The 15,275-nt window shown below is 34.9% G+C and carries 12 protein-coding genes; 4 read left to right on the top strand and 8 right to left on the bottom strand.

Annotated elements, in window-relative coordinates; genetic code table 11:
- Window positions 1-122: 122 nt before the first annotated feature.
- Entirely contained in the window at window positions 123-1,958 is a 1,836-nt protein-coding gene (gene rho / locus CW752_RS04415) for a transcription termination factor Rho (protein WP_101238554.1), read from the top strand.
- A 28-nt stretch (window positions 1,959-1,986) separates the two neighbouring features.
- On the opposite strand, the gene CW752_RS04410 is transcribed toward rho, so the two are convergent.
- Window positions 1,987-2,736 carry a 4-hydroxy-tetrahydrodipicolinate reductase gene (locus tag CW752_RS04410; protein ID WP_101238553.1) on the bottom strand — a complete coding sequence of 250 codons (750 nt, stop codon included), beginning with the start codon at window positions 2,734-2,736 and terminating at the stop codon, window positions 1,987-1,989.
- Between the two features lie 300 nt (window positions 2,737-3,036).
- Here CW752_RS04410 and CW752_RS04405 point away from each other — a divergent pair, with 300 nt between their 5' ends.
- Entirely contained in the window at window positions 3,037-3,633 is a 597-nt protein-coding gene (locus tag CW752_RS04405) for a superoxide dismutase (RefSeq protein WP_101238552.1), read from the top strand.
- Between the two features lie 55 nt (window positions 3,634-3,688).
- On the opposite strand, the gene CW752_RS04400 is transcribed toward CW752_RS04405, so the two are convergent.
- From CW752_RS04400 to CW752_RS04385, 4 genes are all read right to left on the bottom strand, one after another.
- The gene (locus tag CW752_RS04400) at window positions 3,689-5,533 is read right to left on the bottom strand and encodes a T9SS type A sorting domain-containing protein (RefSeq protein WP_101238551.1); all 1,845 of its coding nucleotides are present in this window, start codon (window positions 5,531-5,533) and stop codon (window positions 3,689-3,691) included.
- Window positions 5,534-5,545: 12 nt separating this feature from the next.
- Window positions 5,546-6,448, bottom strand: a complete 903-nt coding sequence (locus tag CW752_RS04395) for a hypothetical protein (RefSeq protein WP_101238550.1) — start codon at window positions 6,446-6,448, stop codon at window positions 5,546-5,548.
- Window positions 6,449-6,572: 124 nt separating this feature from the next.
- Complete coding sequence (locus CW752_RS04390) at window positions 6,573-6,995, bottom strand: DUF6146 family protein (protein ID WP_101238549.1); 423 nt, start codon at window positions 6,993-6,995, stop codon at window positions 6,573-6,575.
- A gap of 50 nt (window positions 6,996-7,045) precedes the next feature.
- Window positions 7,046-8,236 (bottom strand): endonuclease, encoded by a 1,191-nt coding sequence (locus CW752_RS04385; RefSeq protein WP_101238548.1) that lies wholly within the window; start codon window positions 8,234-8,236, stop codon window positions 7,046-7,048.
- Between the two features lie 252 nt (window positions 8,237-8,488).
- Between CW752_RS04385 and CW752_RS04380 the strand changes: the two genes are divergently transcribed.
- Window positions 8,489-11,365: a carboxypeptidase-like regulatory domain-containing protein gene (locus CW752_RS04380; protein WP_101238547.1), complete on the top strand. Its 2,877-nt coding sequence runs from the start codon at window positions 8,489-8,491 to the stop codon at window positions 11,363-11,365.
- Window positions 11,366-11,390: 25 nt separating this feature from the next.
- Window positions 11,391-12,815 carry a DUF5689 domain-containing protein gene (locus tag CW752_RS04375; RefSeq protein WP_101238546.1) on the top strand — a complete coding sequence of 475 codons (1,425 nt, stop codon included), beginning with the start codon at window positions 11,391-11,393 and terminating at the stop codon, window positions 12,813-12,815.
- A 566-nt stretch (window positions 12,816-13,381) separates the two neighbouring features.
- On the opposite strand, the gene CW752_RS04370 is transcribed toward CW752_RS04375, so the two are convergent.
- The 3 genes from CW752_RS04370 to CW752_RS04360 all read right to left on the bottom strand — a co-directional run.
- Window positions 13,382-13,852: a DUF6702 family protein gene (locus CW752_RS04370; RefSeq protein WP_228377469.1), complete on the bottom strand. Its 471-nt coding sequence runs from the start codon at window positions 13,850-13,852 to the stop codon at window positions 13,382-13,384.
- A 58-nt stretch (window positions 13,853-13,910) separates the two neighbouring features.
- Window positions 13,911-14,663, bottom strand: coding sequence for a TIGR00730 family Rossman fold protein (locus tag CW752_RS04365; RefSeq protein ID WP_101238545.1), 753 nt, complete (start codon window positions 14,661-14,663; stop codon window positions 13,911-13,913).
- A gap of 9 nt (window positions 14,664-14,672) precedes the next feature.
- Window positions 14,673-15,275: NDP-sugar synthase (locus tag CW752_RS04360; RefSeq protein ID WP_101238544.1), on the bottom strand; the 603-nt coding region annotated here is incomplete at its 5' end.

Here is a 15,275-nt window from a genome sequence, read left to right as displayed (position 1 = left end):
AATAACATAAATTTTGCACAATTCAAAAATAAGTGTAGATTTGCATTATACAATGTACTTGAAAACAAAAGTCACCGGACTTACTTTTCTTACTCACAATTAATTACATTTTTACATTAAATATGTTTAACATAGAAACGTTAAGGTCAAAATCCGTAACGGAACTGACTAAAATCTTAAAAGATTTGGGCGTTAAAGTTGCAAGAAACAGCAATGAAAATGACAAGATCTTTGCTATTCTTGACTTTCAGGCTTCCAACCCCAAAGTCGCAAAAGATTATTTCAACGCCACAGAGACGACCAGTATCAATACTGAAGAGGAACTAGCAGAAAAACCTGCGAAAGCCCCGGCAAAAAGAGCTGCTGCTCCTAAGAAAACTGCAGCTAAGCCAAAGACGACTGCAAAAGCCCCGGTAGAACCAAAAGTAGAGGAAAAAGTAGAAGAAAAGACACCGGTTTCTGAGGAAGTAAAACCAGAAGAACCTAAAGCAGAAGCCGTAACAGCAACAGCAACCGAAGAAGTTCCCGCTAATGCTGCAGCAGCTAAGAAGAAAAGAAAAAGAGTTTCTACCAACACCGGTAATACTGAAGTAATTCAGGAAAAATTCGAAACTCCTAAAAACACAGAGTTCCAAGAATCTGCTCAGACAGAAGAAAAGCCTAATACCCCTCAACAACAGGCTAACAGACCTCAAAAAGGACACAGTCATCCGCAAAACGGCGGAAACCAAAATAAAAATCAAAACCAACAACATCAACACCAGCACCAAAACCAGAATCAGAATCAAAACAGACATTCTGAAAAGGCAGAGGAGCACCAAGACCATAAGAAAGAATTTAATTTCGATGGTATGGTGAGTATTGAAGGGGTGTTGGAAATATTGCCTGATAACTATGGATTCTTACGTTCTTCAGATTTCAGCTATATTTCTTCTCCTGATGATGTTTATGTATCTACGGCTCAAATCAGAAATTTTGGTTTGAAAACAGGAGATACAGTTAAAGGTATTGTAAGATTACCGAAAGAAGGTGAAAAATATTTTTCATTATTAAGACCTACAGAAGTTAATGGACGTGATCTGGCGTTCATTAAAGACAGAGTTGCTTTCGAATATCTTACACCGCTTTTCCCTGAAGAAAAATTCAATCTTGCAGGAAGCGGATCAACAGTTTCTACCAGAATTGTTGATTTATTTGCTCCTATTGGAAAAGGACAAAGAGCAATGATTGTTGCACAGCCTAAAACTGGTAAAACAATGTTGCTGAAAGATATTGCTAATTCTATTGCGGCGAATCATCCGGAAGTATATATGATGGTTCTTCTTATTGATGAACGTCCGGAAGAGGTTACTGATATGGAAAGAAGTGTAAATGCAGAAGTTATTGCTTCTACATTTGACGAAGCTGCTGAAAAACACGTGAAAGTTGCTAACCTTGTTCTTGCCAAAGCACAGAGAATGGTAGAATGTGGTCATGATGTAGTAATCCTATTAGACTCTATCACAAGATTGGCTAGAGCCTATAATACTGTTACTCCGGCTTCAGGTAAAGTTCTTTCCGGTGGGGTGGATGCCAATGCCCTTCACAGACCGAAAAGATTTTTCGGAGCAGCAAGAAAGATTGAAGGTGGAGGTTCTTTAACCATTATTGCAACGGCACTTATTGATACAGGTTCTAAAATGGACGAGGTAATCTTTGAAGAATTCAAAGGTACAGGTAACATGGAACTTCAATTGGATAGAAAAATTGCTAACAGAAGAATTTACCCTGCTATTGATCTTGTAGCATCAAGCACACGTAGAGATGATCTTCTTCTAGATGAAGTTACATCGCAGAGAATGTGGATTTTGAGAAAATATCTTTCTGAAATGAATCCTGTAGAAGCGATGGAATTTGTAGATAAAAACATCAAAGGAACCCTAAACAATGAAGAGTTCCTGATGTCTATGAATAAATAAATTAAATTTAATTGACTATGCCGGGCTTCTATACTTTGAAATAAGGATGTAACAAATCCTCAAATTTATAGAAGCCCGGTTTTTTATTGAGTAAATGCTCGGCAGCAAACACAGCTCCATTACCAAAGGCATCCCTCGAAATAGATTCGTGTATGAGCCTTACTGTCTGGAAAGGAAATCCAAAAATAACCTCATGTTTTCCTACAATTCCTCCGGCCCTGATAGTATTGATCTTTTCATCTTTTACTTCCAATACATCCGCTATACGGATGGCAGTTCCCGAAATTCCCTTTTTGTCTTTAAAATGTTCTTCAATAATCTCTATGTCTACAGATGGAGCAATTTTTTTTAGAAATGTAGACGCATATAGTAAATAATTAATTCCTAAGGTGATATTGGGAGACCAGAATACAATTGCTTTTTGAGCAAGTTGATGGAGAAAGTCAATCTCTTTATCGGAATAATGAGAAATTGCTGAAATGATTTTTACATTGTTTCTTGCAGCAGCTTTACCATATGTATAAATTCCTTCCTGAGAAGAAAAATCAATAATAGCATCTACAGGATGTTTTTCTAACAGCTCATCTATGTTAAAGCTTTTTTCTGAATGAAAGTAGCCGGGATCATTGCTTTCGATGCCAAAGAAATCTGAAGCATCTCTGTGGTTTAATTTATTTGTTTTCCTGTAAATCCATTGTAAAGAGTGATTCTTATTTTGAAGAATAACCGAGGCTACAGCCTTTCCTGCTTTTCCGAATCCAAAAAGTCCAATTTTCATAATAAACAATATTAAGTTAAACATTCAGTGAAAGAAGAAGTGTTCTATAATAGAATTTCTCTCATAATCTGTAAGTTACGAAATTGAAAATAAATGAAGCTGTGACGGTATAAATTGTACCGACAATTCTGATGATCGTTTTTATTGGAGCGAATTTTAATTGTTTGAAAATAAAAAATAAAAATTTAATTCATTCTAAATCAATATATCAATGTTAAAGATTTATTAAAGTAATCCCCAATCTTTGATTATCCCTTAAATATTGGCTAATTTTGGGTTATAACATTAAAAATAAAGATTATGTCATTTGAATTACCAAAATTAGGATATGCATATGATGCATTGGAGCCTACTATTGATGCAAAAACTATGGAGATCCACTATACGAAGCATCACCAGGCGTACATTGACAATTTAAATAAAGCGATTGAAGGAACTGATTTAGCAGGAAAAACTATCGAAGAAATCTGCAAAACAGGGACTGATAAGCCTGCAGTAAGAAATAACGGTGGAGGACACTTCAATCACTCTTTATTCTGGGAGATTTTAACTCCTGGAGGAAGCAAAGAGCCGGTAGGAAATGTAAAAGCTGCTATCGAAAATTATGGTGGTCTTGAGAAATTTAAAGCTGATTTTTCAGATGCTGCTAAAACAAGGTTCGGTTCAGGATGGGCTTGGTTGATAAAAAATGCTGACGGTTCTGTTTCTGTTTCTTCTACTCCAAATCAGGATAACCCATTAATGCCTGTAGCAGACGTTAAAGGAACTCCGGTTTTAGGATTAGATGTTTGGGAGCATGCTTATTATTTAAATTACCAAAACAGAAGACCTGACTATGTTTCTGCATTCTTCGATGTAGTAAACTGGGATAAGGTGGAAGAATTATTCAACAAATAATTTTCAACTATTATAAAAATAAAAGGTTCAGAAATTTTTCTGAACCTTTTTGTATTTATCTAAGCATTACTGTTTTTGTAATTTGTCTTTTTTCCAGACTTATTTTTAAAATGTAATTGCCTTTCAAAAGATGATGAGCTTCTGCTTCAATGGTATTACCTTTTAAAACCATTTTTCCTGAGGTATCATACATTTCCCATGAAAGGAGCTTTTCATTACCTGTATCAATTTTAAAATAACCGGAAGTCGGATTGGGATATACCTTAATATCTGATGGTGAAGACAATTCCTCAGTAGCTTTTGCCATTAAACCGGGTTGAGAAGATTTTAGAATCATATTATTGTTTTCACATGGCCCTATATAAGCATGGAATATTCCTACATCGTCACCGGTTACATAAAATCCCGGTAGTAAAGAAACGCTATATCCTGCTCTATAAGTGACTTCCAGATTGGGGTCAATTTCTGAACTTGCATAAATATTCCCACTTGCCTGGATGGTTTGAGAGACCATGACACGTTCTTTTACATACATTTCTTCAAGGCAAGGACTGTTACAGTTTTTGAAGGACACATCGGGACCCGGAGGATTGGTATTATAGGATACTACTGCCGGCTGATTGATACCTCCAATGCTGTAGATCATTCTGACTCTGAAGTTGAATTCTGAATTAGAAGTCATTCCTGAAGGATAAAATGCACTGCCTCCTACACTATTAAAACTGAAATAATTAGGACTTGACATATTAGGGTATGCTAATGTTGTGACAAGATTTCCAGTGCTGGCTTCCAATATATCAAGAAAGATTCCTGTCCCAGAGCCTTGAAAAATAGCATTAGGAGGAATTTGATAATTACCTGTTATATTCAGAGGTTCTTCAGGACATCCGGTTTTCCTACGAGGATGGAGGCTAATAGAGCCTACTTTGGGAACGTTACAATCAGGAGGAAGTCCACAAAAATCGTCAAAATACCCATATCCGTAATGCCCACTATTACCACAGTTTGAAACAATGATTTCTAATGTTACTAGCTTTCCCAGATATTGCGATGTATCAATGTTTTCGCATCTCCATCCTGAATATAAGATATTATTGGGATAATTGTAATTAAAATCTGCAGGAGAAGGATATCCTTTAACGGTTCTTTGATATACTATATTGCCAGTGCTATTTTTAAGTCTTACCTGGTAATAACCATATCGGGTATCTTTTTCATGTCCGCCATCTGTTGGATTTTGGAAAAACAATGCGTATGCGAAACTAACATACTTTTCATTGACGATAAATTGTCTGGACAACATCGAAGCTGTTATAGATCCGTTAGAAGGTTGATTAAGCCTGATTGCATGCTTTCCGGAATAAACTCTGGGAATGGTTGATATATTAGGGTCCGGGGAAGTATTGTCTACCAATATAGCGTTAGGATTGGGAGGAGTTATAGGGGTACTGGGGGTCAGTGCATATTGGGCCCATGTATTGTTGTTATATACATCACTTGCAAATGTAAATCCTGAAACAGAGCCTCCGTTTTCTTCAAATCCACCATTGGTACATTGTTGAAGGACTTTTGCAAAGTATAGGCTTATTTTTTCAGGATGAACTTTAAAATATTCATTTCTTAGTTTTTGTCGTTTGGCTGTATTAACAGCGGATTCATAATCTGAAGCAGAAAATGATTTTCCGGTTTCCGGACTAACTTTATCTACAGCATTGATGACGCTCGTAAAATCAAATGTATTGATATTTTGTTTAATAAAATTTTCAATTTCGACTTCAGTAGCTGCTGCTTTATCTAATCTTTCTTGTTCCTGTGCAAGGTAGGTTGTCTGATAGTTGCTTTGTGCGGATGTTTTAATTATAGCCGCGCACACAGCGAATAGTATTAAAATTCTTTTCATATAGACAATAATTTATTTTTTAGCATTATTTTCCAGAATTTCAATTCTTTTTTGCTGCTCTTTGATCAATTTATTCTGTTCAATAGTATAAAGGGTAAGCTCTTCTATTTTCTGAAGCAGTAAATTGGACATTTCTCCCACGTTCAATCCTTTTTCCTGTATTTCTTTCGCTGAAGGGATGTTAGGAAGGTGATTGTTTTCTTTAGTGAATTTTTCTACATCCTCAAGTGTAGGCATTGTATATTCTGGTTTTAAACCTGAAGTTCCGGTATAATACTTTTGGAATACATAATCTGCAGGTACATTAAGATCTATTTTTACTTCAGTAGCGTGGATAAGCCCTTTTACCGTTAATGGAGCGTCCGGATTTTTGGAACCTATACCAACATTACCATTGGCTGCGATTCTCATTCTTTCAGTGTCATTGGTTCCAATAACAATAGGGCGATCCAAAAACGTTTTCATATTTACTACGCCTTGGTTATCTCTTGCAAATGAAAGTTCAAAGACACCTGCTCCTAGTTCATTGATTAAATAACCTACTTTATTGGTAGGTGAGACATTGGAATCTGTTATTTTTGACGCAATCATCCCATTGCCTACCTGAAGCCTGTAATCGGGATAATCGTTAATGCCAATGGCAACATTTCCGGAAGAAGATACTGATAGGTAACGATTTTGATAATCTCCTTTTGCTACAGACCAAAGATCTGTGCCAAGGTTCCCGAAGAACCAGTTGTTTGTTCCGTCTGATAATTGAGATTGTATCCCTTGGATATAACCTCCGACATCAGTATTCCTTTTTAAAGTTAAAACAGGAGAATAGGATTTTATTGTTAGGTCGTCATAAGTTCCCTGTTGAGCAAATAGGGATGATACAGCAAAAAGACTTGCTGCAAGAAAGATTTTTTTCATGAGTTTAATTTAGTTTATGAGTTATTAGTTACTGATTATTTAAAGTCAGTGGTTTACAAATATAGGTAAATCTTGAAATGTTATTTGAATTATTTATCGATTTTAGTTAATAATGGAATTTTCTTTAATATCTCGTCACGTCACTTCCGGACAAACCGTTCATTTTTAATACATATTTCCATTGTACATAAGCAAACACCTGATAGAGTTTATATTCAAATTTTATCCCGTAATTTTCTTTCGGGTCATAATCTATTCCTGATTCTATAATGTTTCTATATCTGCCGGAATTATAATAACTGTTCCATTCATTGACTAAAAATGTGTTTTTAGTTTTCAGATAAGATTCGGAATATTGATTAATCGGTTTAGCAATAGCATTTAAAAAATAGTCAAACTGGGTATCAATTACTGTAAGATCCCATTCTCCATCTTCATTTTTAGAAGGTTTCATTTCAGACTTTTCTTTATCATTTTTAGGATTGGCCTGCGCAGAGCAGCTAAAAGGAAGAAGAAATATGAATACTATTAAAACTAAATTTTTCATACTTATAAATTTACGCAAAAAAAAACACTCAAATCTGAGTGTTTATATTTTTATGGCTCTTTCTGGAGAACAACGAATGCAGGGAAGTGATCACTATATCCGCCGGTAAACTGATCACCATTCCAGGATCTGAAAGGATACCCTTTATAACTCCCTTCTTTATTGATAAGATAAGGAGGAGCAAAAATCTCGGTTTTGTAAATAGAATAGTCTTTTGTTACCTGATCAGAAACTAAGTTTTTAGAAACAATAATCTGGTCAAACAAGTTCGGAGCATCCTGATAAGCTAATGAAGCTACTCCTTTTTTATATAGAGGATACATCAAATTAAGATATGGTGTTTCTTCACTTAGATCCTTAGGATTTGCCTGTGCTTTTAAATAATTTTTTAAGCTGGAGCTTACTGGGTCATCATTGAAGTCGCCCATTGCAAAAAGCTTGGTTGATGGATCTGCCGTTCTTATACTGTCCATCTGTTGTTTTAACAAAGCTGCAGCAGCATTTCTTTTAGGTAAAGAAATAGCTTCGCCTCCTCTTCTTGATGGCCAGTGGTTCATAAAAAATGCTACTTTTTCATTATCTAAAAATCCTGTTACCACCAAAATGTCTCGGGTATATTCTCTTTTTCCGTCATCCCCGAAAATTTTCAGTTCCTTTTTTAATGAATTAGTAGGAGTAAATCTTCTTTTCTGATAAATCAAAGCAACATCAATTCCTCTATAGTCGTAAGAGTTATAGTGAATAATTCCGTAATCATATTTTTTCAAAGCAGGTTCATTAATAAGATCTTCAATAACTTGCCTGTTTTCAACCTCGATTAACCCTACGATTGCCGGAGCTGTTTTTGTATATTGGGCTCCCATTTCAGAAATTACTTTTGCTTCATTGGCAAGTTTCGCTTTATAGATTTTAGATCCATAGTTTTTAGCACTTTTAGGTGTAAATTCTTCAGATCCGCTTTGGTATCTAACTACCTTTTTCCCTTTTAACGCAGTATCACTCCATGGTCCGTCATATTTTTCAGCTTCCAAAAACTTAATCGAATCAAATGGTATACTTCTGTGAAAGGCAGGATTCCTGATGTCTTTAGTTCCATCAATATAATCTGCTGAGCGGATGGTATCCCAAAGGTTTTCTACATTTAAAAAACCTACTGTAGCTACTTTTCTCAGTTTTCCTTGTTGTTGTGAGAATGCCATAATAGAAAAGATGATGGCAAACAAACTCGAAAATCTCTTCATTCTCCTAGAGTTTTATTTAATACTATTTTAATGTTTGCAAATTTACTTTTTTTAATTTATTCTGTTTTAAATATTTGTAAATTTAAAATATTGTATTTGTAAATTTTTTTATAATGATTCTTAAAAGGCTGCAATGTTAAGAAAAAATAATGTTAAAAAAGTTGTAAATTATAATTTTTGATTAAATTTGTGCCCCCAACTTTTAAACTGTTGATAATTAATAAGAAAAGTATTTAAAAATATAATATACTCATGATTAAAAAACTATCATTAATCTCTTTATTTACCTTGCTGCCTGCTTCATATTATTTTGCGCAGACTACAGTGTTTGCGTATCTTAAGGATGCAGATGGAAAGCCTGTTGAACAGGCAAGTGTAGATTTGAAAGGAGCAGGAAATGATGTGACGGCAGACAAAATCGGATATTTCCAGTTTGTTGACTTAATGCCGGGCCATTATCAGATTATGGTTACAAAATCAAATTTTGAAACTAAAATGTTCGAGTTTGATGTAACTGCAGATGAGAAAAGAAAAGATCTGGGAGTAATTACTCTTTACTCTACATTAACAAATGCAGATCAAGGTTTGGCTATTATTGAGACTTCTGCGGATGGTGATGAAGGAGGGCAGCAAACGGCAACTGTAGGTTTGCTTCAGTCTTCTCAAGATGTATTCAACAGAATGGCAAGTTTTGAATTAGGTACATACTGGTTCCGTCCAAGAGGTATCGATAATAGAACCAGTGAGAATATGATGAATGGTGCTTCTATGGCAGGAGCAGATAATGGAAATGTTGATTTCAGTACTTGGGGAGGATTAAACGAAATCACTCGTTATCCGGAGATTTCTGCCAATCATGCTCCTTCAGAATATGCTTTTGGTGGAGCTGCAGGAGTATTTTATAAAAATACGAAAGCCAGTGAGTACAGAAAAGGAAGTCAATTGACGTACTCTTTGACGAACAGAAACTATAATAACAGGTTATCCTATAGATTCTCTTCCGGAATGAATAAGAACGGATGGGCATTCACAGGAATGATTGCGAGAAGATGGGCTCAGGAAGGAAGAATGGAAGGAACTTTCTATGATGCATACAGCGGATACCTTGGAGTTGAGAAGAAATTCAGTGATAGTCATACAATGACATTCAACGCGATAGGTTCTAAGTATACAAGAAGTTCTTCAAGTCCAAATACTCAGGAAGTTTTCAATTATAGAGGAATTTATTACAACTCTTATTGGGGATGGCAAGGTGGTGAAAAAAGAAACGAAAGGGTGAGAAGAGGATTCCAACCGATCCTTCAATTACAGGATTTCTGGAAAATTAATAAGAACTCTCAATTATGGACTTCAGTTTCTTACCAATTCGGGAAAGAATATAGCTCAAGGCTGGATTGGTATAGAGCAGATAATCCGTCTCCTACTTACTACCGTAACTTGCCAAGTTATTGGATGAACTATAGCAACCCGTCTCCGGATGATGCCGCCAATATTGGTATTTGGAGAGACAGATGGGCCAATAATGATCAGGCTTATACACAAATCAACTGGGATAATCTTTATAATAAAAACAGAAATGGAGATCTTTATATGCCAATATTTGGAGGAAGAAGAGCTGCGTATTTCCTGGTTGATGACGTAAAAGATGATAAAGTATGGAATGTTTCAACACATTATACTTATAATTTCAATGATACTTCACGTTTCATTTTGAATGTATCTTATCAAAATTACAGATCCGAACAATATAGAGAAGTAAATGACTTATTAGGTGCTGATTTTGCACTCAATATGGATCCGTTTGCGAGCAATACGGAGGCTAATAAAATTTACGGTCAATACAATACAAAAGAAACAGGAAATTCTGTTGCCAAAAGAGAAGGAGATAAAATCGGTTATGATTATATTTTCAGAAGACAGGAGGTTAAAGTAAATCCGGCTTTTAAATTTTCAACAGGAAAATTTGATGTTTTTGTTTCCGGATTATTCGGGTATACTACCAACAATAGAGAAGGGTTATTCCAGCATTATTTGTATCCGTCATCTTATGGAAAAGGAGAAGATAAAAATTTCTGGAATGTAGGGATCAAAGGTCAGGTGACTTATAAAATCAATGGTAGAAATTTCCTTGTTTATAACGGAGCTTACTTTTCAGAATCACCATTCTTGAATGATATCTATTTCAATACAAGGGTAAGTGGAGTTACAACTCCGGGTATTAAGAATGTGGTTATTGATGCGAATGACTTGAGTTATGTAATTTCTACTCCAATCGTTAAAGTCAGATTAACAGGGTACCTTGTTAATACTCAGAATGAAACAAGTGTACAAAGATATTTTGCTCAAGGTGTAAAGTTAACTACTTTGAATGAAAACGGAGATCAGGCTCCTGTTCAGGACGGTGCTTTCATTACTCAGGTACTTGCAGGTGCCAATAAGAGAAATATGGGAGTTGAGCTTGGTGCACAGGTAAAACTTTCTCCAACGTTAACAGCTAACGGGTTATTGAGCTTAGGACAATATACTTATACTAATAATCCTACTGTATATTTTGCATCTGATGCTGTAGGAACTTTCAGAGAACTTGACAACAATGGAAATATTGTAGCAAAATCTTATACCAATATGGGTGAAGCTACTTTGAAAAATTATAAACAAGGAGGTACACCTCAGGAAGCTTATACTTTAGGTCTTAGATATAGCAGCCCTAAATATTGGTGGGTAGGTGCAAGCTGGAACTATTTTGGGCACTCATTCTTAGATCCGTCTCCGGTAACCAGAACAGCAAGATTCTATACCAATCCTAATACGCCGGGAGTACCTTATGATGATGTAACACCTGAAGAATTAGCAAGAGTTTTAGCACCTACAAGACTACCTAGCGCGTTTTTCTTTAACATCAATGCAGGTAAATCTTGGATGATCGGTAAATATTATGTTTTATTATCAGCATCTGTTAATAACCTGTTAGATAATAAAAATTATATTACAGGAGGATTCGAGCAAACCAGAAACGTTAACTATCCTGATTATACAAAAGATTTTGATAGTGGTAATATGGTATTTGCTCCTAAATACTGGTATTCTCAAGGAAGATCTTACTATATTAATCTACAATTCAGATTCTAAAAATTAAATTTAAAAGTTGAAAACAATGAAAAATATATATTTTAAAGCGGCTATATTTAGTGCCATTTCAATGTTGACGTTCTCGTCATGTGTAAAGTCCGATGATTATGAAGTTCCGGAAATAACATGTACCAATAAATTTCCTGCAGCTAATCATCAATTATCCGATTTAGCAGCTTTAGGTAAAGCAAAACCTACAGAAGCAGATATCATTAAAGAAGATTATATTGTTGAGGCTTATGTTTCTTCTAATGACGAAAGTGGGAATATTTATAAAATGATGTTCCTTCAGGATAAACCTGAAAACCCGACACAAGGTATTGAAATTGATATCAATGCAGGAAATCAGTATCTTGATTTTCCTACAGGGGCTTTAGTAAGAATTAACTTAAAAGGCCTTATTGTTCAGTCTTATAATGGAAACGTAAAAGTAGGTTCTTATGATCCTAGTTACCCTATCGGAAGAATTAATCCTAATAAACTTTCAAACTATATGACGAGAGTTTGTGATGGAAGAAGCCCTATAGTAGCAGTAATGAAACCATTGGAATTTAACTCCATCAGTGAGGCTACTAAAAACGGAGCACACATCAATCAACTTATTAAAATTAAAAATGTTCAGTTCGAAGATGCTGAATTAACGAAAACCTTTGCAGACGATGGAGCGACAGGAGATCGTTACATCACAGATAAAAAAGCGGCAAGATTAGATCTTCGTTTTAGCAACTATGCAACATTTGCGAAGTCTCCTATTTCTCCGAAATATGCAAACAGTGGTGATATTATTCTTTGTTTAAGCCGTTATACTAACCCAAATAATGCAACAGTTTCTACAGAGCAAGCCTATATTAGAAGTTTAGATGATATCAACTTCCCTAATGCAAGATTCTCTCCTGGAATTCCGGAAAATCCTTCTGCTTCTGCTGTAAACTTATTTAACGGTTCTGATTTCGAAAATTGGGCTACTTTCATTGCAGGAATCGATTCTCAGTTTGGAATTAAACCTTATGCGACACAAGGTATTGGACTTGGATACAATAATACGAACTCTTTACAGATTTCCGGAAAACCTGCAAGCAATGATTATGTATTCACTGCGTTTGCTGCATCGGGATTACCGGCTAATCCTAAGAGAATTACAATGTATATCAAAGGAACAGCAACAGGAAAATCACTTTCTTTCAATGTTTATAAAACTGCAGCTCCCGGAGCCAATCCTACTTTCTATACCTTTAATCTGGGAACACTTACTACAGGGGCAATCTTAGATGTAGAAAGTACGAATTCATATACGGGATCTATCAACACAGCCGGACAATGGAGATTAGTGGAAATTAACCTTACGGGATTAACAGACCTTAACCTGGTAGCAGGAAAGAGTATGTTTGCTATCAAAACAGGAAATGCCGGAACTTATGATCTTCAGATCGATAATATCCGAATTGAGTAATATTTTCTATATTATAAAACTTCAAATAAAAAGCCGGTTCGTAAGAATCGGCTTTTTATTTGTTGAAGATTTTAAATTAAGAATCAACTGTTATAGTGTGATAATTAACTTTTTATTTTATCTATTTAGTTAGTAGTTATTTTTTTGGTATTTAATGTAATTTTGGATCAAGCGCAAAAGTTGTGGAACTTAGAGTATTTAGATCTATTTAATTTTAGAATTTCACGCAAAGGATTTCTATTATCTGGTGTTGTATTTTAGGAAGCAAAGGCTGAATCAACTGTATTGATTCTTTCTAAGCGTACGCATGTCTAAATCGCTTCATCAGCGACTTTTGTCGTTTTCTTAACTTCCTTATCAACTTGTCTTTTGCGTTTAAATAAAAATTTCAGTATAAAGCTTAGAGGGGTAAAAAGATAATTCTTTTTTTCTTCAGATTAACTGATTTTTTACCTAGTCCCCAAGTTTTGCACCTATCCGTAATTTTGGTTCTGTGTAGTCATAAAAAATACCCTGAAAATAACTTTCCAGGGTACCCATTTATAATGGTTAAATCTAATTTAATCTTAAAAAGAAACCTCATTCACTTCTTTTCCTCTTTGGAAGTTCATTGTTTTCTGGCTGCCTTTATAGGCAATATTTACCAGATTAATTTGCTTAGGAAAAGCGCTTAAAAGGATTGTATTTTTAATCTTTAAGGTGTTGATATCCGAAACGCCTCCGGTTTCGAAATACACCCATACAGTTTCTCCACTTACCTGACTTCCGGTGAAGGTTATTGTTTTGGGAGCACCATTGACAAATACATCAAAATTATTGTTCACATATTTTTTAACTTCTGCTTCAAATCCAGCTGTATTTGGATTGATCTTAATAGCATCAGAGATATGGCTTGTATTCATTTTTGTGGTAAACTTCAATGTTTTGCTTCCATCAATATAGTCCACTTTGGTCATTGAAGAGAAAAAGTCTACATACATAAAACTCATTAACACAAAAAATGTTAAAATTCCTGATATATATAAAAGTTTTTTCATCTTAATTAATAGATTTACAATCATACTTGCTAGTTATAGTTCACAAATAATATGCCAATTAAAAATTTACATTCACAGAATATTTATCATAAAATGCTTTAATGTGCGCTACTGCCTCATCTGCAGTATCTACCACACGGTAAAGATCTAAATCATCTTCGGCAATCATTCCTTCTTTTACCAGAGTTGCCTTGAACCAATCTAACAATCCGCCCCAAAATTCACTTCCTACGAGGACAATTGGAAATTTACCGATTTTGTTAGTCTGAATTAAAGTGATGGCCTCTGTAAGTTCATCCAATGTTCCGAATCCTCCGGGCATTACTACAAAGCCCTGGGAATATTTTACAAACATTACTTTTCTTACAAAAAAGTAATCAAAATTCATCGAATAAGATTTGTTGATATAAGGGTTGAAATGCTGCTCAAAAGGAAGATCAATATTCAATCCGATGGATTTCCCTTTAGCGTTGAATGCGCCTTTATTTCCGGCTTCCATAATCCCCGGGCCGCCGCCTGTAATAATTCCAAAACCTAATTTGGTTATTTTCTCAGCTATTTCAACAGCCATTTCATAATATTTGTTTTCCGGTTTCAGACGTGCTGAACCAAATATGGAAACACAAGGACCGATTTTTGCCAACTTTTCATAGCCATCTACAAATTCAGCCATAATTTTAAAGACCATCCAGCTGTCTTTGGTAATTGTTTCATCCCAAGTTTTTTGTCTGAAGCTATCGTGTAATTTCGTTTCGTTAACGTTTAGTTCTGGATTTACTAAACTTTCATCCCTAGTTCCATCAATTCCCATTGCAAAAAATTATTTAAAATGTTTTTCGGCTTCTATTACAGATTCAGGTCTACCGACATCAATCAAAATACTGTCGTGTACAAAACCGTGAATATGCTCGGTTTGCATCATGTCCAGATATTCTTCCATAACAGAAAATTTGCCTGTTCTTTTTATTTTTTGAAAGATGACCGGGTTAATGCAATGAACACCACTAAAAGCAAGAGCTTTAAATCCTTTATTGAATTCAGCAAGTCTTTGCTCTCCTGTCTGTACATTCAGCCAACCTCTTAAAACCATCTCATCATTGAAAAGAAGTTTTCTCGAACTTTCGCGGTCCGAAACTGCTAAAGTAGCAAAATATTTTATCTTTTTATGATATTCTATCAATGTATTGATATTTATGTTAGTTAAAATATCAGCATTTATGATTAGAAAGTCTTCTCCATGATCAAGAAATTTTCTAGCAAAAATCAAGCCGCCCCCGGTTTCCAACAATTCTTTGGTTTCATCGGAGATTTCGATATTGCATCCGAAATTATTATTTTTCTTTAAAAAATCAATAATCTGATCTCCAAAGTGATGTACATTAATCACAAAATCTTTTATTCCAAAACTTTTCAGGTAATTGAT

The organism is Chryseobacterium sp. PMSZPI (assembly GCF_002835665.1).
GTDB lineage: Bacteria > Bacteroidota > Bacteroidia > Flavobacteriales > Weeksellaceae > Chryseobacterium.
This window is presented reverse-complemented; position numbering and strand designations above follow the sequence as displayed.